26 protein-coding genes and 1 pseudogene are annotated in these 23,667 nt (G+C 41.3%); 9 read left to right on the top strand and 18 right to left on the bottom strand.

What is annotated here, in order from left to right:
* From IEE86_RS13865 to IEE86_RS13850, 4 genes are all read right to left on the bottom strand, one after another.
* Nucleotides 1–1,041, bottom strand: coding sequence for an NAD(P)/FAD-dependent oxidoreductase (locus tag IEE86_RS13865; RefSeq protein ID WP_191097743.1), 1,041 nt, complete (start codon nt 1,039–1,041; stop codon nt 1–3).
* 156 nt (nt 1,042–1,197) lie between these two features.
* Nucleotides 1,198–1,827: a rhamnogalacturonan acetylesterase gene (locus tag IEE86_RS13860; RefSeq protein ID WP_191097742.1), complete on the bottom strand. Its 630-nt coding sequence runs from the start codon at nt 1,825–1,827 to the stop codon at nt 1,198–1,200.
* Nucleotides 1,828–1,980: 153 nt separating this feature from the next.
* Entirely contained in the window at nt 1,981–2,445 is a 465-nt protein-coding gene (locus tag IEE86_RS13855; RefSeq protein ID WP_191097741.1) for a DUF6884 domain-containing protein, read from the bottom strand.
* Complete coding sequence (locus tag IEE86_RS13850) at nt 2,442–2,990, bottom strand: VanZ family protein (RefSeq protein ID WP_191097740.1); 549 nt, start codon at nt 2,988–2,990, stop codon at nt 2,442–2,444. Before IEE86_RS13850 ends, IEE86_RS13855 begins: the two co-directional genes overlap by 4 nt.
* A 172-nt stretch (nt 2,991–3,162) precedes the next feature.
* Between IEE86_RS13850 and IEE86_RS13845 the strand changes: the two genes are divergently transcribed.
* The 3 genes from IEE86_RS13845 to IEE86_RS13835 all read left to right on the top strand — a co-directional run bounded on the left by IEE86_RS13845 (nt 3,163) and on the right by IEE86_RS13835 (nt 4,475).
* Entirely contained in the window at nt 3,163–3,741 is a 579-nt protein-coding gene (locus IEE86_RS13845) for a TetR/AcrR family transcriptional regulator (RefSeq protein WP_191097756.1), read from the top strand.
* Nucleotides 3,742–3,814: 73 nt separating this feature from the next.
* The gene (locus tag IEE86_RS13840; RefSeq protein WP_191097739.1) at nt 3,815–4,159 is read left to right on the top strand and encodes a DMT family transporter; all 345 of its coding nucleotides are present in this window, start codon (nt 3,815–3,817) and stop codon (nt 4,157–4,159) included.
* Nucleotide 4,160: 1 nt separating this feature from the next.
* Nucleotides 4,161–4,475 (top strand): DMT family transporter, encoded by a 315-nt coding sequence (locus IEE86_RS13835; protein ID WP_191097738.1) that lies wholly within the window; start codon nt 4,161–4,163, stop codon nt 4,473–4,475.
* Nucleotides 4,476–5,040: 565 nt separating this feature from the next.
* Here IEE86_RS13835 and IEE86_RS13830 read toward each other — a convergent pair.
* The 9 genes and pseudogenes from IEE86_RS13830 to IEE86_RS13790 form a co-directional block, all read right to left on the bottom strand.
* Nucleotides 5,041–5,322, bottom strand: a complete 282-nt coding sequence (locus IEE86_RS13830; RefSeq protein WP_191097737.1) for a hypothetical protein — start codon at nt 5,320–5,322, stop codon at nt 5,041–5,043.
* 367 nt (nt 5,323–5,689) lie between these two features.
* A complete protein-coding gene (locus IEE86_RS13825) occupies nt 5,690–6,970 on the bottom strand; it encodes a hypothetical protein (RefSeq protein WP_191097736.1) in 1,281 nt (426 codons plus the stop codon).
* A gap of 26 nt (nt 6,971–6,996) precedes the next feature.
* Nucleotides 6,997–7,563, bottom strand: a complete 567-nt coding sequence (locus IEE86_RS13820) for a hypothetical protein (RefSeq protein ID WP_191097735.1) — start codon at nt 7,561–7,563, stop codon at nt 6,997–6,999.
* A gap of 205 nt (nt 7,564–7,768) precedes the next feature.
* A complete protein-coding gene (locus tag IEE86_RS13815) occupies nt 7,769–8,953 on the bottom strand; it encodes a DUF1835 domain-containing protein (protein WP_191097734.1) in 1,185 nt (394 codons plus the stop codon).
* Nucleotides 8,954–9,154: 201 nt separating this feature from the next.
* Nucleotides 9,155–9,985, bottom strand: a pseudogene (locus IEE86_RS13810) (DNA alkylation repair protein).
* A 561-nt stretch (nt 9,986–10,546) separates the two neighbouring features.
* A complete protein-coding gene (locus IEE86_RS19380) occupies nt 10,547–10,801 on the bottom strand; it encodes a hypothetical protein (protein ID WP_224740989.1) in 255 nt (84 codons plus the stop codon).
* A gap of 32 nt (nt 10,802–10,833) precedes the next feature.
* On the bottom strand, nt 10,834–11,244 hold the full coding sequence (locus tag IEE86_RS13800; RefSeq protein ID WP_191097733.1) for a DUF6508 domain-containing protein: 411 nt from the start codon (nt 11,242–11,244) through the stop codon (nt 10,834–10,836).
* Nucleotides 11,245–11,380: 136 nt separating this feature from the next.
* Nucleotides 11,381–12,766, bottom strand: coding sequence for a 23S rRNA (uracil(1939)-C(5))-methyltransferase RlmD (gene rlmD / locus IEE86_RS13795; RefSeq protein ID WP_191097732.1), 1,386 nt, complete (start codon nt 12,764–12,766; stop codon nt 11,381–11,383).
* Between the two features lie 104 nt (nt 12,767–12,870).
* Nucleotides 12,871–13,740 (bottom strand): DNA-3-methyladenine glycosylase family protein, encoded by an 870-nt coding sequence (locus tag IEE86_RS13790; protein WP_191097731.1) that lies wholly within the window; start codon nt 13,738–13,740, stop codon nt 12,871–12,873.
* Nucleotides 13,741–14,175: 435 nt separating this feature from the next.
* Here IEE86_RS13790 and IEE86_RS13785 point away from each other — a divergent pair, with 435 nt between their 5' ends.
* Together IEE86_RS13785 and corA are read left to right on the top strand one after the other, a co-directional pair.
* Nucleotides 14,176–14,682, top strand: a complete 507-nt coding sequence (locus IEE86_RS13785) for a stress protein (protein WP_191097730.1) — start codon at nt 14,176–14,178, stop codon at nt 14,680–14,682.
* Nucleotides 14,683–14,814: 132 nt separating this feature from the next.
* Nucleotides 14,815–15,774, top strand: coding sequence for a magnesium/cobalt transporter CorA (corA, locus tag IEE86_RS13780; RefSeq protein ID WP_191097729.1), 960 nt, complete (start codon nt 14,815–14,817; stop codon nt 15,772–15,774).
* A 39-nt stretch (nt 15,775–15,813) separates the two neighbouring features.
* Here the strand turns inward: corA and pdaA are convergent, their stop codons facing one another.
* A complete protein-coding gene (gene pdaA, locus IEE86_RS13775) occupies nt 15,814–16,605 on the bottom strand; it encodes a delta-lactam-biosynthetic de-N-acetylase (protein WP_191097728.1) in 792 nt (263 codons plus the stop codon).
* Nucleotides 16,606–16,706: 101 nt separating this feature from the next.
* Entirely contained in the window at nt 16,707–16,898 is a 192-nt protein-coding gene (locus IEE86_RS13770; protein WP_044139757.1) for an SE1561 family protein, read from the bottom strand.
* A 148-nt stretch (nt 16,899–17,046) separates the two neighbouring features.
* Here IEE86_RS13770 and yfkAB point away from each other — a divergent pair, with 148 nt between their 5' ends.
* The 3 genes from yfkAB (at nt 17,047) to IEE86_RS13755 (ending at nt 19,945) form a co-directional block, all read left to right on the top strand.
* On the top strand, nt 17,047–18,168 hold the full coding sequence (gene yfkAB, locus IEE86_RS13765; protein WP_191097727.1) for a radical SAM/CxCxxxxC motif protein YfkAB: 1,122 nt from the start codon (nt 17,047–17,049) through the stop codon (nt 18,166–18,168).
* 7 nt (nt 18,169–18,175) lie between these two features.
* Nucleotides 18,176–19,012: a mechanosensitive ion channel family protein gene (locus IEE86_RS13760; RefSeq protein ID WP_191097726.1), complete on the top strand. Its 837-nt coding sequence runs from the start codon at nt 18,176–18,178 to the stop codon at nt 19,010–19,012.
* Between the two features lie 213 nt (nt 19,013–19,225).
* On the top strand, nt 19,226–19,945 hold the full coding sequence (locus tag IEE86_RS13755) for a YebC/PmpR family DNA-binding transcriptional regulator (protein WP_003218036.1): 720 nt from the start codon (nt 19,226–19,228) through the stop codon (nt 19,943–19,945).
* Nucleotides 19,946–20,056: 111 nt separating this feature from the next.
* Here the strand turns inward: IEE86_RS13755 and IEE86_RS13750 are convergent, their stop codons facing one another.
* The 3 genes from IEE86_RS13750 to IEE86_RS13740 all read right to left on the bottom strand — a co-directional run bounded on the left by IEE86_RS13750 (nt 20,057) and on the right by IEE86_RS13740 (nt 22,410).
* Nucleotides 20,057–20,839 carry a YfkD family protein gene (locus tag IEE86_RS13750; RefSeq protein WP_191097725.1) on the bottom strand — a complete coding sequence of 261 codons (783 nt, stop codon included), beginning with the start codon at nt 20,837–20,839 and terminating at the stop codon, nt 20,057–20,059.
* A gap of 67 nt (nt 20,840–20,906) precedes the next feature.
* On the bottom strand, nt 20,907–21,968 hold the full coding sequence (gene cax / locus IEE86_RS13745) for a calcium/proton exchanger (RefSeq protein ID WP_191097724.1): 1,062 nt from the start codon (nt 21,966–21,968) through the stop codon (nt 20,907–20,909).
* A 70-nt stretch (nt 21,969–22,038) separates the two neighbouring features.
* Nucleotides 22,039–22,410: an OsmC family protein gene (locus IEE86_RS13740; protein ID WP_191097723.1), complete on the bottom strand. Its 372-nt coding sequence runs from the start codon at nt 22,408–22,410 to the stop codon at nt 22,039–22,041.
* A gap of 75 nt (nt 22,411–22,485) precedes the next feature.
* On the opposite strand from IEE86_RS13740, the gene IEE86_RS13735 reads away from it, so the two are divergent.
* Nucleotides 22,486–23,649: an MFS transporter gene (locus IEE86_RS13735; protein WP_191097722.1), complete on the top strand. Its 1,164-nt coding sequence runs from the start codon at nt 22,486–22,488 to the stop codon at nt 23,647–23,649.
* The last annotated feature ends 18 nt before the right edge of the window (nt 23,650–23,667 follow it).

Below are 23,667 nucleotides of genomic sequence, written 5' to 3'. Positions count from 1 at the left end.
TCAACGAGCTCCAGCTGTTTGTAATTCTTTGTTTTTCTCTTTAAAGCGTTCATTATGGGAGGAGACGTACGCCACTTTTTCAGCTTCTGGTTCAATGTAAAGCTTTGCGCTATTGAGCGCATTTACTCCGTCGACAAACGTACCAGCAATTAAACGGACTTTGCTTTTGTGTGTACATAAGTCGCCTACCGCATAGACGCCTGATAAATTGGTTTCCATGTGTTCATTGACCTCGATCAGTCCCCATTCCCCCTGCTTGAGGCCCCATTCTGATAGAACACTTAAATCACCTTTCATTCCGTGATTGACGATGACAGCGTCTGTTTCCAATCGTTCGATTTCGCCTGTCTCTATGTTTTGAATTGTGACCGCATCAATTGTGTCACCTTGACCATGAAGCTCTGTCAGTTCATGTGGGGTTAATATCCGTGCAGAGGATGCCTTCATGTTGGCAACATTTTTCTCATGTCCGCCAAACATGTCCCGGCGGTGCACAACGGTGACACTTTCAGCAATCGGCACAAGGGCATTTGCCCAATCGACCGCTGAGTCGCCGCCTCCAGAGATGACTACTCGCTTTCCTGCAAATGTCTTGAGCTCCTGCACAGTGTAATAAAGGTTTGTGACCTCATAACGGTCTGCATGCTCGATTTCAAGCTTCCGCTGGACAGGAATCCCGTGACCCATAGCTAAAATGAGGGTCTTTGTCAAATGACGATCTCCGTTTTCAGCTGTCAGCAGGATATGACCATTCTCCACGCGCTCGAATGTCGTGATTTTTTGATTCAGTGCAATCTCGGGTTCAAATGTTTTCGCCTGCGTCTCGAGCTGCTGAATCAGCTGTTCTCCTCTTGTTGGCGGCAAACCGCCCACGTCCCAAATCACTTTTTCAGAGTAAAGTAGAATTTTACCGCCAAGTCTTTCGTTGTACTCAAGCACCTTCGTCTTTAAGTCCCGCATCCCGCTATAAAAAGCGGTGTACATTCCTGCTGGCCCGCCGCCAATAATGGTGACGTCAAACAATTCAAGCTGATCTGTCATTTGAGTCCCTCCAGTTGTTTTTCATCGTTTGATCTATTTATCATTGATATTGATTCTCATTATCATATGTATCTATTGTAGTCTACTCTGGTTATGGGAATCAATAGCTTTCTGCAAAAAAAGAACAGGACGAGCATTCGCCCGTCCTGTCATACATCATACAATGGTTAAACCAAGGTCCTTTAGTTCAAGAGAAACAAGTCTTGCAATTGCATCTGCTCCTTCTTTTGTAAAATGCGTGCGATCCTCAATGCCTGTTGACAGCATAAAGTAAGAGGTTGTTTTCTCTATGCCGGAAATTTGATAAAACTGAAGACTTGCGGTATTTAAATCGACAAGAAGAACCTCTTCTTCATCGGCTAGCTCTTTCATAGCGGCACAGTAATCAGGGAAATCATTGATATATTCCCCGTCTTTTTCATGAAAACGGCCAACGGGTGTTAACAAAAGCGGCGTTGCTCCTTTTGCTCTTGCTCCATGAATATATTGAGACAAATAACTTTTATACGTCGTAAATGGCTCAGTATGCCGCTCTGGCTTCTCCTTGGAAGCATCATTGTGCCCCATTTGTGTGAAAAGCCAGTCTCCCGGCTGAATCTCAGCCAATATGTCATCAAGGCGTCCTTCTTCAATGAATGTTTTTGAGCTTCTTCCACCGATTGCCCGGTTCTCGACTTTGACGTCATGCGCCGTATAGCGGTGTAAAAACTCTCCCCATCCTCCTTGAACAGGACGATCTGGGTAGGATGAAACGGTTGAATCACCAGCTAAATAGATGGTTGTCATGTTCATATGCCCCCTTTTTCATTGTGCCACCTCATCATGAGCGATGCGGACATCCTGGTAGCAACTGAAAAGAATATGAAACGATCAGCATCGCTACTTCAATCATTCTCTTTTTGATGATCAAAACCCTGCTTACTGGGAGTTGTGAATTGTTTAAATATGCGGCGGAAGTTCTATGTTTGTCTCAACGGCTCTCTTTAACGCCTGAAGCATATAGCCAATTCCCTTATATGGAGCCAGCGGATAAATCGCTGTTTGATGAGGATGTAATAAAGGATCCATCACCTTTCGATATTTCTTTCCACCTAGTATCACTAGTTCATCATATGCAGTGAGATGTTTTTCTTGAAATTGATGGCTCAGTTCTTCTTGCGTCATCTGATCCGCATGCGGCATGCCAAAAGCCACATCATAATTTTCATGAATGATCTCTTCTGCCTTTAAGAATCCGTGCTTCGCCGATAAGATCAGCCAGTCTGAAAAGAATGTTTTGGCATAGCTTTTCGTACGCTGATGCAGTGGACTTAAGTAGACAAGATTCGCCGGCTGACTTCCTGCCCCTGGATTTACGTCCCATATTTTCTTCGCGCCACATGGAATGATACAAACTCGCTTCACCTGATTTTCTCCTTCCGTCGTCGATACATCTGATACAAGGTACAGCCTAGCGCTGTGCCAACTGTATTTAAAAGGATATCATCAATATCGCTGCTTCTTGTAATCATACCAGATTGCGAGAACATCCATTGAAGCACTTCGATCATTGTTGACAAGAACAAGCCGGCTAAAACCGCCTTTTGCCAGCACATGGTCCGAAAGGCTTGATAAAGAAAAAAACCGAGTGGCACAAATAATAGAATGTTCCCTGCTAAATTTAAAAAGACGAGATTGGGATAGCCATGATGGTAGGCGTGAAGATTTTGATAAATAGATTGCAAAGGCATGAGATTGACGCTCACCTGATCCCTTGGTGCGGAAAAACGATTCGGAAAGACCGTCAAATATAATAGAACATTCGTATAAATAAACAGACAGGCAAGGACTATTTCTGTTCGCAAATAGATAAAACGTTGGTGCTTTTTTGCGTGTCTGTATCTCATATAAAAATAGAGCGGGACGAGCAGAAGGAAATAAGTGATTGAAAACATAGCGCTGGATGTCATACGGAGAGCTGCCCCTTTCTCACATCATGCTTGACCATGTTACAGCTTATTCAGGGCTGACCGCATCTATTCATCTCTTATTCTCACAATCAATGAAGGGAATGCCTTATTGACAAATCGTCATTTTTTCGTTAAACTGACTGACATTCAGTCATTTAAGGTCGGTGATGATATGTCAAAACGAGAAAAGATTATGCTTGCTGCCATTGATGCGTTTAAAGAAAAAGGAATTGAAAAGACGACCATTTCAGATATTGTGAAAGCAGCAGGAGTGGCGCAAGGAACGTATTATTTATATTTTCCTTCAAAGCTGTCTGTGATGCCTGCTATCGCCGAGCATCTGATCTCACAGATGGTACCTGCCATTGAAAAGGAATTAACCCAGCATGCAGATGTACTCGATCAAGCAGATGCGCTTGTTGAATTTATCTTCTCTTTTACAAGACAATACCGTGATGTCCTTGCCCTAACCTATTCAGGTTTAGCCGCAACTGAGCATTTAAAGGAATGGGAAGATATTTATGAACCGCTCTACAAATGGGTCGCTACTTTTTTAGAAAAGGCAAAGCAGAATGAAAGAGTTCGTGCCAATTTGAATTGTCATTATGCGGCGAAGTTCATTATCGGTTTACTTGAATCGTCTGCTGAGCAAATGTACTTGTTTACAGAAACAGATACAGAAGAGGTGCTGATTCAAAAGCAGGAGGTCAAGCAATTTCTCCTTTACGCACTTGGCATAGAGACACCTTAACATAGTACAGCACCTGCTGTACGTTCTTTTTCGGCTTCAAAATGACGAATCGTCAGTTTTAGGAGGGAATATCATGAAGAAAAGCTGGATGTATGTCGCACTCACTTGCTTATTCGAATTACTGTGGGTGTTCGGTTTAAATAAAGCAGATGCTGTGTGGGAGTGGGCTATCATTATCTGCCTGATCCCGATTGATTTTTATTTTTTAATGAAAGCCTGTGAGAAGCTACCAACAGGAACGGTGTACGCTGTGTTTGCCGGCGTTGGAACCATCGGTACGTCTATTATGGATTATGCGCTGTTCGGCGGCTCTTTTTCATTCGAAAAGCTATTGTTTATGGGGATATTGGTCCTCGGTATTATTGGACTAAAAGTGTCTGATGGAGATGCACATGAGCAGAAAGGAGAAGCGGTATAACATGGGCTGGTTTTTTGTGTTATTAGCCTCTGCCTGCGAAATCGGCGGGACCATTGGCTTAAATATGTTTAGTAAGAAAAAGCAAATCACGACAGGTATCTTATTTGTCGGCGGGTTTGCCTTATCCTTTGTGTTTTTATATGCGTCGTTCTCTTCCATTCAAGTATCCGTCGCTTATACGGTCTGGATTGGACTTGGGACTGCGGGCTCTGTCTTGTTCAATATGTTTCTCTTTAAAGAGCCGAAAAACATGATTCGGATGCTCAGTGTACTGCTTGTTGTGATTGGTGTGGTTGGGCTGAAGCTGTTCGCGTAATTCAATAATGACAAAAAAGGAAGGAAGTCAAAACCCCTTCCTTTTTTGCATCTCGTTAATGTGGATCGTTCTGTTCAAGCAATAGATCCATTGCGTAAATCGATTCGCTTTTCTCATTCAATAGAAAGATGCTGTCTGCTGCGTGAACAAAACACATGTGAATTTTTCATTACCAATCTGAAGCTTTGAAGAATAGGAGAAGTCCGAATGAGAGCTTGTTCATTTGGAAATGGAGCGAAGAAACGTTTTGAACATTTTTGTTATTTCAACATTAGGCTATTATCATAGTTTGTTTATTGCTGATTTAATAAAATTAAGCGTGCCTCCTCTCATTCACAACTTCACAAGTCTAGAAATTACATTACATGATTTTACGATGGATCAACTTGAGATAGATATGATTATGATCGATACTTAGCTTCCTATTCAATACATTTTCACTACTGATCAGCTCTTTTCCAACAAAGAAAGAATTGGACAACTTGAATCGAAGATTGATTGATATGATCGACTAATGTTCATCAAAAAAAGCTGCTGAGGAGCTCTCAAGCAGCTTTTTCATTCATTAATGAAGCGCTATTTGTTCATTCATCAAATCAATGGCGTAAAGTGATTGCTCATATTCATCTAATAGAAGGTATACTTTGAGCGGGGCAGCTGTTTGTTCTGTTTGTTGCGTGAATAGTACACAGGTGAATTTTTCAATCCCCTCTGGCAGCTTGCTTTTCAGAAAAGGATGAAGAATAGGAGAGATTCGAAGGGTATCAACATCTTTTAACCAAAGCTCATCTTGTAACGCAGGATAATGGTCAACCAAAAACTGACGAAACACTTCCAATGTACTCAAGGTAGATATCCTCACTTTCTTCTATCATGACTTCAAACTCACTAAAAACAAACATGTTCAACTCATCATACGATCTCAGCCCACGTATTTTCGCATACTACGAGAGACACAATGTCTCTCTTCTAAAGATCAATTGTAGATCAACAGTACTGTTAGGACTGCTTAGTATGTATGACGTTTACAATAATGTCTCATAGTCTTTCCCGCGAATCCAAACAATGGACCTATGATCATGTTCTTATCTGTTTCTTTCGTGATGAAACGACATCTTCCTGCTACAAAATTCCATTTTTCTGCAAAAAAATAGGTGGATGGGACAAAAAAGAACAGCAATTTACTGTTCTTTCAAAAGTCGTCATGTGCCGCTTCAAATATCCTGTAAAGGAATCACTTCTCCACTCGCTGCATCCACGCCATCATGACAATCCAATTTTCCGCATAAAACGTATTGTTTTTGCGCAACGTCATAGACGTAGATTGGCTTTAATTCAAGCCGTTCTCTCAATTTTTCAAAGGCTTCTTCCTTTGATAGGGTGATTTCACTAGCCGCTTGAGATGGGTTAAGTATCCCGCACACTTGAAACATCTCTTTTTTATCTATGTAATTAACGGCTTCAAACGAGCTGGCATCAATGAAGACCTTGATCTTATCCATAAATCCACTGCCTTCTTGCTGATTCGGTTTTAATATCGCATGGATGTAACCATGGTCACGATGCAGTGTTGTGAGGACCCACTTTCCTGTATCCTCGGTATATTTCTGTCGTAAAAAGGTTCGGACCGCTTCTATACACTCATCCTGCTCCTCTTTTGATATCGGGATTGTATCCGGTGAAGGTTCTAATGAGAAGACTTGTTCAGCTGAAATGTCCTCATGTATATTCATTTCTTTTTTTTCGAAGGAATTGTTTAATGGTTCATTCCACTCCATGACCTGATTCATGTTTATGCAATGAGTTTCTTCACGCCCAATTTCAAACGGAATATGTCCTGTTCCATCGTTCTTCACATAGATTTCTTCTAATGCATAAATAAACCGGATTCGATTTTGCTCAAAGGAAGGCCATTCAAGTCGCTGCACTTGCTGCTTTGCTAAGCTTTCGATCATCTCAATGGAAAGCACGTATTCTTCAGCTCTCAGTAATGTTTTGGCTAAAAATGGACCGTGATGTGTAAAGTAAATGAGCTGCCCATGCTCATCCCATTTGACCTCAATTGTGCCTGAAGGGGTCACTTTCACACCATCAATGTTTTCTTCAAAAAGAAGTGCCCCTTTTTCCTTCTGATGCATGTGGAAATGCTCACCATAGATCAAGCCTGTTTCTTGTTCAATCCACTGAATGGCATGAGCTGGATAAGGTCTCTTAAATGTGACACCATTCTGCGCATAGGTTTTGTCCATGACAAAAATAACCGTTTCCACCTGTCCCGTATTCAAATTCACTTCAATCACGGCTGCGCCGTCCGGGTTGATATCGTCGTCCTTAGGCTCTGCTTCGTGAGGGGGAAACCACTCCATATTCAAGGTATAAATCGTTTCATTGAACATATTGATGTAACGGTGAAAACTATGTCTTTTTAGATGGTACTGATCTAAACCAAATTTCACTCTTGTCTGATCTATCAGTTGTTGTATGTTTGTATTCATTTGTTTCACCTCGTAATGATTCAGTCTTATGGAAGAACAAAGACGACAATAAAGATGAAGATGACAATCACTGTTAATAATCCTAAAGCCATTGCCATCATGTTTGACTCTTTTGTATAGCCTTTTAATTCACCTTCAGTCGACCGATCGATTTTTCTAAAGCGAAAAAACATGCTTAAATTAATAAGGGCTAGAGTTACAAATAATAAGAAAAGTAAAAGTGTAGGTTGTATGTTTAAGAATGGATTCGTTACATCTTGGAAACTAAATGACTGAAGAAACATCAGACCACTCAATACCGCTCTCGAAATATTTTCTAACCTCTTTTCTTTCTCCCACTCTTCCCCCAATTTTTCTTTTTCATAAATGGCTATCTGCTCGAAAATGGGAATGAAAGACTTTGTTGATCCTTTTTTAATAAAACCATAAATACTTAGAAAGAGCATGATAATTCCTAAACAAAGAAAGAAATGTGTAAATCGAATGTCAGACATTTGAATCAAGATAAAAAAAGCGACGATCATGATGCCGGCTATTAAATTAGAGACGACTATTTGTTTTGACCTCATCTTTTTCAGTGCAGCTTGTTCCATGCAATACTCCTCTCCGTTTCAAAGGTTTCTGTTGAACGCTCTATCTCTATTACGGTTTTAATGAAAAAATGTTTCAATATTTTCCCTTTCTATTGTAGATTCAGTTTTTTCTGCGTATCGTAAATTCTTGCATAAATAAAAATAAGGATGAAACATTCATATCCATCAGTTCAATGAATGCTTCATCCTTAGAAAGATTTTTCATTTATATATCATATCTCGTCATTTCACTCGGGCTATATTCAACTTGATACGCAGGAGATAATGCACGCTTCACTTCTTCTGTCACACGCTCTCCTTCTTGATTGAATTTCTTTTCCATATCTGCACCATTTGGCAGCAAATCATCTGTCTCTTCGTCAAACCAGCGGCCATATTGTAGGGCCCAATTCCAGATGTTTGAGAAAAGTGTATTGCTTATTGGTACATCATCTCTTTCTAAATGACATTGACAATGCCCACATTGAAAAGGTTCGCCACCGTAATCTCCTTCTATTTTCACAAAAGGATGATCCTCAAATTCTCGACAGCACACCCATTTTTTGAAGCTTCGACCGAATTCTGTCAGTTTAATTGAGTAATAACGCATGGAAGTTCGCCTTCCTATCATGTCAAAAATGCCTTGATCAATTAATGTCTTTAGCCGATACTCAATAAAATCATCACCGATATACTGATCTAAATGACCGATGACTTCTCCAATTAAGCGTGGCGTTTTGATGTACTCCTCTTCGGGATCTGACTGATGAACTCGCTTAGCCATCTTAACCAAATAGGCGTCAAATTCATCCTCTGGTACACTGATTGTTTGTCCTTTTCGCCATATTCGCAGCGTATGATCTTTTTTCGCAAATGCAAGCCATTCGTCTTGTAATCTCTCTCTTTCATCTTTTGTCACTGTGTGAATATGCTCTTTACTTCTGTACAACACCTTCAACTTTTCAGATATGATTTCCCCGGCATGTCGAATATCCATTCGTCTTGTTTTTGTATTGAACAGATGGTCAAATGCAGTCGTTGTATTGATTAGTGACAATTCGATGCTTTTCTCTTTTAATAAATAGATGGCATAGCGCAAGCCAATTTGTTCATGTGCGTTACTGCCTGTCCAGATGAGGATATGCGTACCATCTTTTATATCTTTTATTTGCTGAAGCATTCTGTACTGATCGTTGACCATGTCATCAAAATAGCCAAATTCATTTGACATCACGTTACGCAGCCACTCTATACGCTTCTCCTGTCCTTCATGTTCATGCAAATGGAAAAGGGGTCCAATCGAATAAATGTCATCAAAGGAGATGATCTCATTTACGTGATTTTGCTTCATTTCGCGTAATGCTTGTTTTAAACTACCAGCAGGTGATGCACCAAAAACGATATGTATCATCATTCGTCTCCCTTTATCTTACAGTTTATTTCATCTTCACCTATTCATTGTTCTTTCGTCAATTCTATTGAGTCAATTTCATTCAAAAGTATGACACTGAGACGTTAAGACAGCTAAAATGAGTGCAAAATCAAGCTTTGAACTTTCTTTTTGAATGATTTATTAATAGAAATCCCCTCAAAAAAGGAATTTCATGTCATATCACAAATGTCCCTTCACAATCGTTCTCTTGGCTTTCTTAACAATTCTGCTAGTCGCTTTTGTATCAGATTCCTTTGACCACTGTTCGCACAGGCTTCGTACCCAATTCGGCTGTGTTTTACTAGCGTCATTAAGCCAGTTCCCTACAGAATCTTGAACATATGTTGATGGATCCGATTTGAGGTAATCTAGAATAGGCAGTGCCCTCTCTGGCTCTTGTTTTAGTCGCTCAATGTGCTTTGTCCATACACCTCTCGGACGTATCGCCTCAACAGAGAATCGGCGAATATGTTCATCCTCGCTTTTTGCCCATTCTGTTAAATATTCTATACTTTGGTCGAGCTGTTGACTTAGATTTTCTCTCACTGACATCCAAGCAATTTCTCGAACACCAAAATGCTGATCAGCTGCAAATGGCTGAATGTACGCTAGTTTCTCTTCCAAAGATGATGGACGCTGTTTGTTCATATAAGCGGCCCAGCAGCGAACGCTATCAGATACGTGCCGAGCACATGCCTGTATGACTTCCACTTGTTTTTCCTCATTCTCTTTTAGTATCACTTCATCTAACAAATGACCTATGAGACGAATCGCTTTCATTCCTGACTCAGCTTTTTGTTTGGCGACCTCGCGTAAAATATAGTCTAAATGCTGGGCTAAACCAATGGATGGTAAGACATGCTGTAAGAGTATCCTATGATTGACAGCCAGCTATTCAGTTAAATTCACACTCTGTATCTCTCCATGATTCAAAAGGATCAGCACGTCATGAGGAATGTCACTCCCCTTTCGAGCGCCTTTACGATTGATGATCTCCTCACTTATTGGCATTATGTATTCTCTCCTGTCTAGCAGTACTTTTGTTTGGTATTCATCATTTTTAGGATGACTTGTGATTAACCCCTAAAAGCTAGTATAAAATTGATGCCTTCAACCTTTGGATATTCACTCCTATTGTAGCAAATAAACAACTTAGCTGGTGCATTCTTCAAATCAAAAAGGGAACTACCCGAAATAAGTAGTTCCCTCAATACAAAAACCGTACTAGCACTGATCCAGATCAGGTTCAATACAGAGGTCAAGCTTAACACAAGCCCCCCCTTCACCCGAGCCAAAACTTACATCTATTATCCATTAAAATTTTTCTAACAATCCCATCTGCTCAACAATTTTCATATCATTCATAAAACGTTCCAAACTTACTTTATGCTCTTTTTTTGTAAATCTGTTGAATAACCTAAGCATAGATTAAAAAAACGATCTAACCTTTCTCCGACTCCAATATAAAAATAATTCGTCAATACTCCATTATTTTCACTTGCAAGAACCACAACTGTAGCCAACTCTAATACGTATTCTATATCTTCTTTAGAAATCGTTCGATCCCTTTTCTTAGCATTTCATGAATTCATGACTATGAATAGAACGAATCCTACCTTCAAGTAAATTGAGTATAGACTTCTTATAAATGACATACACACTGTGAATATGATGTTTATCAGGACAATAGGGATCTTGTAAAATGAATTTTATACGTTCATCTTCTTTATCAAATTTTATTGCATCAAGATCATATAATAATATTTCATCAATTTTTTCTATTTTCAAAGGAGGAAAAGTGTTGGCTACATCTGTTTTACTTTTCATTTGATCACTCCAATAACAGTAATAAGCCTCTCTTACTCCAAACACTCCAATCTTTCAAGACACTTTAACATGGCTCCGCTTTTAAAGAAATTGAATATCGCACCATCACAAAATCGCTCAGCTCTTACACCCCCCATGATGAGAGCCAGTACACACTGCGCATTTAAAGTTGAGATGTCCACATTCTCGATATCGTTCAATCCACCTTCAATGCCATTTTCTTTGAGGATCTTTCTGTAGCGGGTAAGCTCCATTTCTTGATGTTGTTCTGCAAAGGTATAGATATCTTCGATAATGTGTTGGACCGTTTCAGAATAATGCACAAAAGGCATCTGGATTGGGCGTTCAGCTGTGCCATCATTTTCTTGATCGATCACCCATTCTCCGATACGGTCCTTCTGAAGCATAGGGATGTATTTTCTCAGACTCTCGAATCGGCTCATCGTTATCCTCCTCTTTTTCATTCGTATGGTTTACTCTGTTCGATATCTATGGATAAGTGTATAAAAAAATCCGTGATCATCCTACTAGCTAGACACCAGTATTCAAATCACGGACAGTCTTTATTCACTTCACTTTTTATACTCTAACCATTGATACAACGGTCTCCACATGCGCCGTATGAGGAAACATATCCACTGGCTGCATGTATTCGATTTTGTAGTCTTTTGACATGTATTCGAGGTCTTTTGCTAGTGTAGATGGGTTGCAAGAGACGTAGACAAAGCGTTTTGGTTTGACTTGTTTGACGGTGTCTAAGAAGGTGCGCTCGCAGCCTGTTCTTGGCGGGTCCACGACAATGACGTCAGGACGGAAGCCTTCTTTGACCCATTTTGGTAGCCAATGTTCCGCTGTTCCTGTCACATAGGTTGCGTTTTTCATGCCGTGTTTTTTGGCATTTTTCTTGGCATCATCAATTGATTCTTTGATGACATCCATTCCTCTTACTTCTTTGGCGCCATCTGAAAGCCACATACCAATGGTCCCAACACCGCAATACGCATCGACGAGCTTTTCTTTTCCTGTCAGCTTAGCCGCTTTTTTTGCTTCGTCGTAAAGCTTTAATGTCTGTTTCGGATTCAATTGGAAGAATGCACGTGCACTTAGTTCAAAGGAAACGTCTCCTAAAAATTCTTGGATGACCATGTTGCCAGCTAGGTGCGATGTTTTATGGCCGAAGATGACCGACGTTTTTTCACCATTGATATTGTGCATAATCGACGTCACTTCTGGCAGACGTTTTTGAATGGCTTCAGCGATTTCTTTTTTCTTTGGAAACTCAGGCTTCGATGTGACAAGGACGACTTGTACTTCACCTGTTTCAAAGCCAACTCGAACGACAATCGAGCGTACGTCGCCTTTTCTTGTTCGTTCGTTGTAGACTGATACACCGAATTTCTCTAAAATTTTGCGGACAACACCCGTTGTTTTGTTCGTTTTCGGATGCTGGACGATACATTCCTTGATTGGCACAAGCTTATGAGAATTCAGCCCATAAAGTCCTGCGATGATGTCGCCGCTATGAGACCGTCCTACTTGGAACTGACTTTTATTCCGGTAGTGCCATGGATCTTCCATACCGATTGTTGGTCTAATGTCTAGCTTTTCAACCGATAGCTTTGTATGGCGTTCCATTGATTGAATGACGATATCGCGTTTTTCCTTCAGCTGCTGCTCGTACGCCAAATGCTGAAGCTGACAGCCGCCGCACTCTTCGTATACTGGGCATGGCGGTTTCACTCGATGCTCCGAGCGCTTTCGCACTTTTCTGACCGTACCTTCTGCATATTTTGCTTGGACATTCGTTGCTTCAACTACTACTTCCTCACCTGGAAGTGCACCCGGGACAAAGACCACTTGCTTTTTAAAATAACCGACCCCTTCTCCATTAATGCCAAGGCGTTTAATGGTAAGCGGAAACTGCTGTCCCTTTTGCAAAAGGGCACCTTGCTGTTTTTCTTTCAATTTATATTCTCTCCGTTCTATCTGAAACCTTGATAGGTTGTCTTCATTTGATTCCATCTCATTAGTATATCATGACTTGGACAATGAAAGAAAATGCGTTTCATTTACTTATCTGTCTCAATACTTCTCCATAAATAAAGGGAAGCGTAGCTTAAATATGGCTCCCACTCCTTGCTTAAGGCTACCATCTCCTCTTTTGTCGGCTTTTCAGGCAGATCAAAGTGCCGCTTGATCGCATTTTGAATCCCGATATCTGCCACCGGAAAGAGATTTGGTCTTCCGAGTCCATTCATGAGGACATTTTGCACCGTCCAAGGTCCAATGCCTCTAATCGGAAGCAATCGCTCTTCCACCTCCAGATCAGTTAAATCGTGTAATTCCTCTAAACAAAGGGAGCCGCTCACTATTCGCTTTGAGACATCAATGACATATTCCGCTTTCCGTTGACTGAATTGAAGCTTCCTCAAATCATCTGTTTCAAGGGATGCAATGGTTTCTGGTAAAGGGTCAAACCAAACGCCTTCTATTTGCTCACCATACGTATGGACAAACCGTTTCGTGAGCTCGTAAGCAAACGCAAGATTAAGCTGCTGATGAATGATGCATTTCATCAAACAATGATATAAATGAAAATCGAGCATGAGCGGTGTCCCGATATGACGTTCAAAAATGGGTGCAAGATTTGTTTGAGAAAAATGGTCCTGAACCACGTGTAATTGATGCTCCATGCCAAATATCCGCTTCACCTCAGATATGAGGGGTTCCTCAGGACCGTTTGCTTGCACCCTGAACGTAGGCGCTTCTTTCGTTCCAGTGGCTTGAACGACGACAACGTACGGTTTTTGTTCATATCTGATTGGTACTTTGATTTCTCTTTTATTCAAATCGACCGCCTTTAATGGATCGCTCGACAAACGTCTGAGCACTTGATCGAAGTGATATGGCGGGTCCACCACCAGCTGTTTTTTCCACATATTTTCCCTCTCCTTTTCTGTAAACACATGCAGATGCAATTGTTTCATTTTGCATGAATCATTCTCTATATTGAATACTTTTAAACATAAAGAGTACAAGAATTTATCAGTTATATCTTCCTTATTTGTGGTCATTCTCCTTTTGGCTGGATGAACATTTTTAGTCGAATTCAGCTAAAATTCGACAGCAACCTTCAACATTTTAGGATCATTTACCTCAAATTAGAAATAGAACCTATGGGTGATATCTTCCATTTTAAAAATATTTGTATAATTATGACATATCAAGGAGGTGAACAAAGGAATTAGCGGATTAGGCAATCATTTGTTTCATCTTGCAGGAACATATTTACCTCATTGATGACCGGCTTCACCTAGTTTCACGTTTTACGAAAAGGAAGACCCAAAATTTTAAAAACAAAGGAGATCCGACCAATGAAAAAAACGATTCTTTCTGTTGCCCTTGCCACTGCTGTTTCTTCGACACTACCAGTATTCGCTGACGCTGCTGAGCAAAAGACTGCTCCAGTTTCAACTACTTTACAGCAAACTGTTCTAAACAAAGCTGCTGAAGGTAAAGCAACGACAAATGCGACAAATGTTAACATTAACTTTGACGTTCTTGGAATTGCAAATGCATTAATTAATGCTGCAAACGCAAACACAAACCGTGAAGGCTTTGTCAAAGGATTAATGGAGTCTGCTTTCTATGCTGCTGGCGCAAAATACAATGTCATGGTATTTAACCTAAGCCAAGGCTATGAGACTCGTTTCAACGGTGTTAAAACGTTTGCTACTGTCAAATACGGAAGCATTACGTACGGAGTTTGGGTATTTGAAAATGGATCTTTCACAAACAAAGGTGACGGCGGCTACATCAACTGGGCATTTAGAGGCTGGTTCGACCGTAACGGTGGTTTCGTAAACTTCCGTCGTCCTTAATTCTCGGTTTTATTCATCAATCATACACGCACATTGGACCGATCTCAGCAAATGAGATCGGCTTTTTTATGGAAAAACGTATAAGTTCACCGCTGCTGCTTCATGATATAATGCAAGTCTGGAGGGGTGCACATGCTGAAAAAACTTGCAGTGACAAAAAACGGCGACTTGATTGAACATGCAACATTGCAGCAGCTTTCAAGCCCCGATATCGCCTGGTATTGGATTGATTTTTATGCGCCAACGGAAAAGGAAGCAGCGCTTTTGAAGGAATTTTTTCAGTTCCATCCGCTTGCGATTGAAGATTGCTTTCATTATTTACAGCGGCCAAAGCTTGATTTTTATGAAGGTTATTTATTTTTTGTGCTTCATGCCCTTAATCAAAAAACACTTCGTTATGAGGAAGTCGATCTGTTTGTTGGTGAAAATTATATCGTGACCTTTCATTTGAAGGAAGCACCATACATTGACCGTGTCATTCGAAAGCTCAAAGGGTCTGATAAAGCCAAACATAGCGGCCCTGAGCATATCGCCTACATGCTGATTGATCAGCTCGTCGACGATTATTTCCCCATTGTTTATCAAATTGAGGACAGGCTGAATGAAATCGAGGACGAAGAAGGTCATAAAACGTATGGAACATTGATGAACGAAGTGTTCGGTATTCGATCAGATTTGCTCAAGCTTCGAAGAACGATTATTCCGATGAGGGACCTTTTATATCGTATTGTGAACACGAATATGATGAAAAGCAATACGAACCGGCAAGCGTATTTTAATGATATTTATGATCATCTTTTAAAACTAACCGAGATCGTCGAGTCGAATCGGGATATGACAGCAGATTTAAGAGACAGCTTTCAGACGCTGAATTCTAACCGAATGAATGCGATCATGATGACACTGACCATTGTGTCGACCATTTTTATTCCACTAACCTTTATTGTTGGGGTGTACGGAATGAACTTTGATAACATGCCCGAATTACACTGGAAATATGGCTATTTTGGCGTGCTGATTTTCATGGGTCTGCTCGTCACAGGGATGCTTTTGTGGTTTAAGCATAAAGGGTGGTTTCGGATTTTTAAATAGTAAATCAAAAAGCCTGCAGGTCTTCTGCAAGCTTTTTTCCTATAGCTGCGGGAGATGCCATACTTTTTCAAGCATGAGATCGTCTAGGCTTTTAAAGGAATATCCTTGTTTTTTCAGAGCGGTAATGGCATCATCCAGTGCCTCGGCATTGTCTCTTGAGACGGTATGAAGTAAGTAAATGGCACCTGGATGCGCCTGCTTCATCATTTGATCGTAGGCGTACTGTTTTCCTTTTTGATGATGAATGTGCCAATCTACAAACGCCACTGACCAAAAAACGGTTTGGTAGCCGAGCTGTTTCGTTTCCTTTAGTACTTTTTCACTGAACACCCCGCGCGGCGGACGAAGATAGAGGTTATCTTGTTTTCCTGTAATTTTGTATACCGCTTCATTGACACGATCCAGCTCTTCTTTGATTTCTTTCGTACTCTTTGTTGTTAAATCTGGATGGTGATAGGAATGGTTGCCAATAATATGACCTTCCTCTGCCATACGTTTAATGAGCTTGGGCTGGTCCTTTACGAAGTGCCCGGTCACAAAAAAGGTACCTGGTACTTGGTGCTTTTTCAGCACGTCTAAGATTTTGGGTGTGTACCCATTTTCATAGCCATTATCAAAGGTAAAATAAATCTCTTTCTTTTTCGTGTTTCCTAAATAGAAAGCATCATATTTCTTTAAGAGTGTCGTCAGTTCTTTGCCGGCATCTGCTGGCTTGTGCTGTTTGCTTTTCGCAAATCCCCAGTGGATGGGCTGATTAGACACCGCTTCCACTTTTGAAAGAGGCATTGATACAAAAAGTGCACATAAACAGATCAGCATGTATTTTTTCATTACGTCACTTCCCGGTTTTTCTTCTATTGTGCAGAATATACCGGGTACTCATACGCTTTTTGACCTGCCAATTTAAAGAAAAAAGCCCGCATCCGCGCGAGCTACTCTTCCTTCCAATCGCTTTTAAACCGTTCATACTTCGCTTCTAGGTCATCAATCATCTGGATCAGTCTGTCTATATCCTCAACGTCTGTTGATTCAGGATCTAATGAATCAATCACATTCATAAACATATCTAATCGGTTTTTTAAATAATCAACCTGCTGCTCTTTGCTGTCTGCTGCCTTGCCCATTGATACACTCCCTTTAGCATTTGTTTATAGCTTATCTTTTTTTCCCTTGTAAATCAATTGTGCTCCCCTCTTGCGTATAACGGTCATGGGGCTTAAAATTAACTGTTGGCGGGTCTACGTTTACCCGAATGAAAAGGAGATAGATACCATGAACCAAAAAACAGCACTTCGTCCGATTACACCTGCATATGACCCTTGGGAAGCCTATCTCGATGTGCAGGATTACGGAGAGATGAAGCTGACAAATATTGAATTGACGACAACGACTTTATGTAACATGAGATGTGAGCACTGTGCGGTCGGCTATACGTTGCAGCCTAAAGACCCGAATGCACTGCCGCTTGATCTGCTGCTTCGCCGTTTAGATGAAGTACCGCTCCTGCGTTCCCTTAGCATCACAGGCGGAGAGCCGATGCTTTCTCTTAAATCCGTGCGGGAATATGTCGTACCTTTATTAAAGTATGCCCATGAACGCGGCGTCCGTACACAAATCAATTCAAACTTAACCCTTGATTTGGCGCGATATGAAGAGATTATTCCATACTTAGATGTTCTTCACATTTCGCATAACTGGGGCACTGTCGAAGAGTTTGCAACGGTCGGCTTTGCGATGATGGATAGAAAACCAACCTTTGAGCAGCGCGAGAAATTATTTAACCGCATGATTGAAAATAGTCAGGCACTTGTCAAAGCAGGCGTCACAGTATCCGCTGAAACCATGCTCAATAAGCGCACGCTTCCATATATTGAACACATCCATCGTCAAATCGTGGACGAGATGAAATGCCAGCGCCACGAAGTTCACCCGATGTACCCAAGTGATTTCGCCAGCGCCCTTGAATCATTAACGCTTCCGCAAATGCGTGATGCGATTCATCAGTTGCTTGATATTCGTGATCAAAACACATGGATGCTGTTTGGCACCTTGCCATTTTATTCATGTAGCACAGATGAAGAGGATCAGCGCCTCCTCGAGCGGCTGCGCCAGGAGAAAAATGTCACGGTACGAAATGATCCTGATGGCCGCTCACGGTTGAATGTGAATATTTTTGATGGGAATATTATTGTGACAGACTTTGGCGATACACCGCCGCTTGGAAATATTGAAACCGATACATTGCAATCAGCTTACACACGCTGGATGGACACAAAATTGGCGAAAGAACTGAATTGTCATTGTCCAAGCGTGCAATGCCTTGGTCCGAATGTTCTTGTGAAAAACAGCTATTATCAAGATGTTGATTTTACTTCTCGTACAGCCAGGGGGTAACCGATAGATGGACGATACATTTCTGACAGTGCTCCAAAATAAATACATTGAAATTCTCCTAGTTGGACTCATTCTTTGGCTTGCCGTCTTTATGATTAACAAAGCCCTTCAAATTTTCTTTAAACGAACAGAATTTATTGAAGATAAGAAGAAGAAAACGATCGAGAGCTTGGTCAAATCTGTCACAAAATACACTGCTTCAATTTGCTTTGTGCTATATGTCATTTCTCTTTTCTTTCATGATTTCGGGAAAATTCTTGCGGGTGCTGGTGTTGCTGGGATCGTCATCGGTTTTGGCGCCCAGACACTCATTCGCGATATTTTAGCAGGGATTTTCCTCATTTATGAACGACAGATTCATAAAGGGGATTATGTAACGGTCAATAACCTCTTTAATGGAACCATTGAAGAAATTGGTCTCCGCTCTCTGCAAATTAGAGAATGGAGCGGCAAGCTGTTAACGATTTCTAACGGAGATATCCGGCAAATTCAGAACTACAATATGCACTACATGCGGATTACGGAGTCTGTGTTAATTAGTGCAAATCAAAATCCAGACATCGCCTTTCAAGCACTCGAATCAGCATGTGACCATTTAAATCAAATGCATTATGATTTTCTCAAAAAAGATGAATTTCAAAACGCCATTGAACCCTTTCAGGTTCATGGAATTATGGGTCTCAATAAGCTGAACCGCGGGATTGAGATCACAGTGAAAGGAATGGTCGAGGATGAGAAATACTTCGAAGCTGCCCTCGCTGTGCGAAAAGAAATGATCAAACAACTTCATGAACACGATGTGAAATTGCTCGAGGAAGTCATATATCCACAGCCTGCAAAATAACCTCATTTGTTGTGAGGTTATTTTTTATTGTTTTTTGTTAACTCATTAACTGGGACAAAACAGCTTGGGTATATCAGCTAAGGAATTTTCTTCATTTCAGTTCACTTACTTCTATCCTCTTGACTGCTTCATGTATAATAGAAGGCAGAATGATTTCATGCAGCATGGGGACCCTCATACTGTGTATTTACTAAGTGAAAGAGAGTGAATAAGATGGGTCGTAAGTGGAACAACATTAAAGAAAAGAAAGCATCAAAGGATGCCAGTACAAGTCGTATTTACGCAAAATTCGGGCGTGAAATCTATGTGGCTGCCAAACAAGGTGAGCCAAACCCAGAATCAAACCAAGCACTTCGTTTTGTCCTAGAACGTGCAAAAACATATAGTGTCCCAAAACACATTGTAGACCGTGCCATTGAAAAAGCAAAAGGCGGTGCGGAAGAGAATTTCGATGAGCTGCGCTACGAAGGATTTGGTCCAAACGGATCAATGGTAATCGTCGATGCCCTCACCAATAACGTGAACCGTACAGCGTCAGATGTTCGTGCGGCATTTGGGAAAAACGGTGGAAACATGGGCGTGAGTGGGTCTGTTGCTTACATGTTTGACCAAACCGCTGTCATCGGTGTCGAAGGGAAAAGCGAGGAAGAAACGCTTGAGCTTTTAATGGAAGCAGATGTTGATGTACGTGACATCATGGAAGAAGATGAAACAGTGATTGTATACGCTGAACCAGATCAATTCCATCAAGTACAAGAAGCGTTCAAACAAGCAGGCGTAGAAGAATTTACTGTCGCTGAAATCACCATGCTTCCTCAAAACGAAGTGACATTAGATGATGAATCTAAAGCACAATTCGAGAAACTAATCGATGTATTAGAAGAGCTTGAAGACGTGCAGCAGGTTTATCATAATGTGGATTTAGGGGAATAAAAATTTAAGCCATAGTCGTGGTTTGGTTCATTCAACTGCTGCTATGGCTTTTTTATTTTCTCAAAAAGCAAAAAAACAGTCATCTCCCCTTGATAAGAGGAGATGACTGTTTTAATTCATCCCTTGAAACCCAAACGTCAGGTGATCCTGAACAGGGATCCAAGCGCCGATTCCTTGTGAGGTCACGTTTTTCACGACGAGTTTGCGTTTGTTTCCTTTGAGTACAAGGTACACTTCTCCGTATGTGACCTTCCCTTTTTCGTTAATGGCTGGTGCATAGGCATGAAGCGAAGCTGCTTTTTTCGGAGAAACATGGTAAGACTGATCTCGCTTTGTTCCTGCACCAATCACTGTGTCGAAGGCGAGGGGCAGCTTTGTTTTTTGAATGGCTTTTTGCATCATCAATGTTTTCACATCTTCTGGGTTTGGTACTTTTGCTGTGAGGCCTCCACTTACTTTTACTTGCTGCTTTTGCACATATTTGCCGATGGCTGTTTTGTTTCCGCCTCTGTTATCAATGTGATTCGTGTTCACTTTTTTGTATTCCCAATTGGCGACGGTTTCGTTTGAATCGTAGCTGAGTGCCCATCTTCCAAGAAAAATCGTTGCCCTGTAGCCAACTGCTAGCGGTGTACCTGAGATGCTGGATTCATTCAGCATTTTAATCAAATGTGTATTTTCAATTGGTACACTTGTTGTTTTAAATAATTCAGCCGTCAGCTCGCTTGGTTGGAGCAACGGTTGATCTTGTGACGCATTTGGATACGTATTTTCCTTTGAAATACTGGCGACAGAGGATGGCACCTTAAATGGCTTCGCCGCCTCTGCTGAAAGGCTGTATAGAAAACTTAAGGATAAGAGAACAACAAACATGATGCGGGGCATCTTTTTCATATCATCACTCTTTCTCATTCATTTTTCCATAGTATTTTCCCGAAAGACGTCCCTTATCCACAAAAGATTATAAAAGGAAAAATCCAATCGCCATAATGAAATAGGCAGCGAGTAATGTGGCGCCTTCAAACCAGTTTGTATCACCGTCATTTGATAAAATGACCGTGAGTAACACAGAGGATGCCATCGCAATCAGTTCTGGTAAGGAGAAAATAAGCGGCATCTGTTTATCGAAAAAAAGCGAGCTGATGACAAGAATTGGCGCAACCATCATCGCAACCTGAAGGGTGGAGCCAAAGGCAATTTCCACTGCTACATCCATTTTGTTTTTATACGCCATGATGACAGCAGAGGCATGCTCTGCTGCATTGCCGACGATGGCGACAATAATGACCCCGATAAACAGCTCACTCCAGCCAAATTGCTCTCCCACCGTATCAAATGTATGAACGAGCCGTTCTGAAATGTACGCAACTGCAATGGTCGCAAGCAGCAAAATCACAGTGGCAAACTTCCCGGACCATTCAGGTGTTTCTTCCTCTGCTTGACCTTCCATACTCTCCTGCTTGGCGACATAGACACCACGATGGCTCACCAGCTTGAAATAAAGCGCTGCAACATAAAGCAAAATCATGACAATGCTAATGCCAATACTTAAAACAAATTGTCGATCCTCTGGCATCTCCATCGAAAACACCTCTGGAATGACAAACGCCACAATGATCGCAAACATGAGCAAGCCGGAGTTGTGCCTTGCATCATGGACATTGAACACTTGGCGTTTATATTTTAACCCGCCAACGAAAAAAGACAGCCCTGCCACAAGCAGTAAATTCCCGATGACCGATCCAGTTAATGAAGCAAGAACAATTGCCGTCAATCCTTGCTTTAATGCAAAAAACGAAATGATTAACTCCACTGCATTTCCAAATGTGGCGTTTAATAATCCGCCAATTCTTGGTCCCGCAATGATGGCAAGACTTTCTGTGGCTCTTCCCATAAAACTAGCAAGACCGATAATTGCGATACAATAAACGGCAAACATGACGACCTGCGGGAAATGAAGAAAACTGCCAATCACAGATAGCGGAACACCGATTGCGACAATCACAAGAAACAAACGATTCATACAGCCATTCTCCTTTACATCTGTCTGACTGTTATTCTTTCGTGAGTGCCGGCTTCGTATACATGTAGTTTCACTCGTGTGAGAAGGTGATCTCAATCTTTCCTTTTACGGACTGCACCATCGAACAATGCTTCAATGCAAGCTTTATCACTTTATCTATTTGTTCATTCGATATGCTGATGTTTTCAAATAAAATATGTAAATGAATGCGGGAAATGTTGTTGACAGCTCCTGCTCTTGTCGTTTCAGATGTGATGGTGAGCCCTTCATAGGATATTCGTTTTTTCCGGCAAACATGAGTAAGCATTTCTCCAAAGCAGCCTGCAATCGCTGCGGTGAACAATTGATATGGCCGGTATCCCCCTTCTTCTTTTCCTGAAATATGCAGTTGCCCGTAATCGGCATGTGCCACCCACCGATCATTGTCGTATGTCAGCTTCATTCCTTTACCACCTTTCTATTGAAACCCCTATGGTTCCATTGTACGATGAAAGCATGAACTTGTAAGGAGCTTCTTATGTCGAGAATTCATTTTATGATTTTAATTTTACTTGTATCTGTATCGGGCTTTTCACAGGGAGCGTTACTGCCTGTCATTTCGATTATTTTCGAACATGCCGGCACTTCTCCTACGTTAAACGGACTGCATGCCACGGGCTTATATCTCGGCGTGCTGCTTGCGTCTCCTTTTATGGAAGCACCGCTTCGCCGGTTTGGGTTTAAGCCATTAATCGTCATTGGAGGCGCTGCTGTCTTTTTGAGCTTATTTAGCTTTGTGTTTTTTGAATCTTATGTCGTCTGGTTCTTCCTACGGCTTATGATCGGGATTGGTGACCATATGCTACATTTCTCCACACAGACGTGGGTGACCTATGCGTCGTCATCTAGAAATCGTGGACGAAATATTTCCTTGTACGGGTTATCCTTTGGACTCGGTTTTGCCGCTGGGCCTTTTTTAACGCCACTCATTGAGATCAATCCATCTTTACCCTTTATCGTTTCTGGGGCCGTTAGTTTAAGTATTTGGCTGCTTGTGTTTGTGTTAAAAAATACATATCCAGATACGGGCGAAGTGCAGACATCAGAGCAGACAACCAGTTTGAAGCGCTTTAAAAAAGCTTTTCAATTTGGCTGGGTCGCCTTTATGATGCCCTTTTGCTATGGGTTTTTAGAAACGACGCTCAATAGTAACTTCCCTGTGTATGCACTTAGAAGCGGGGTGACGATAGATGCTGTTGCATTTATTTTACCTGCGTTTGCCATTGGAAGCATTGTCTTTCAGCTGCCTCTCGGGATGCTGAGCGACCGGTTTGGCAGACGCCGCATCATTTTATGTGTCACACTCGCTGGATCATTCTTTTTCCTTTTGGCAGGGATTTTTATTCAATCGGTTTTGGCTGTGGCGATTTGTTTCTTTATTGCCGGAATGGCTGTAGGCTCCACCTTCTCACTTGGCATCAGTTATATGACCGACTTATTGCCAAAGCATCTGCTTCCTGCCGGTAATTTAATGTGCGGGATGGCGTTTAGTGCAGGCAGTATTCTTGGACCAGTTCTTGGAGGCATCTTTGTTCAAACGTTTGAGGGGATGAATTTACTTTACCTTGTCAGCATCGTGATTTTATTTGTGTTTTGCTGCGTTCGATTTGGGAAAACGACAGCAGTGGCGGAATCTCATTAAAATGGAGGGGGGAAGCTT

The sequence above is a fragment of the Bacillus crepusculi genome (assembly GCF_014764715.1).
Lineage (GTDB): Bacteria > Bacillota > Bacilli > Bacillales > Bacillaceae > Bacillus.
Note: the sequence above shows the minus strand (reverse complement) of the source record. Positions and strands in the feature narration are given on the sequence as shown.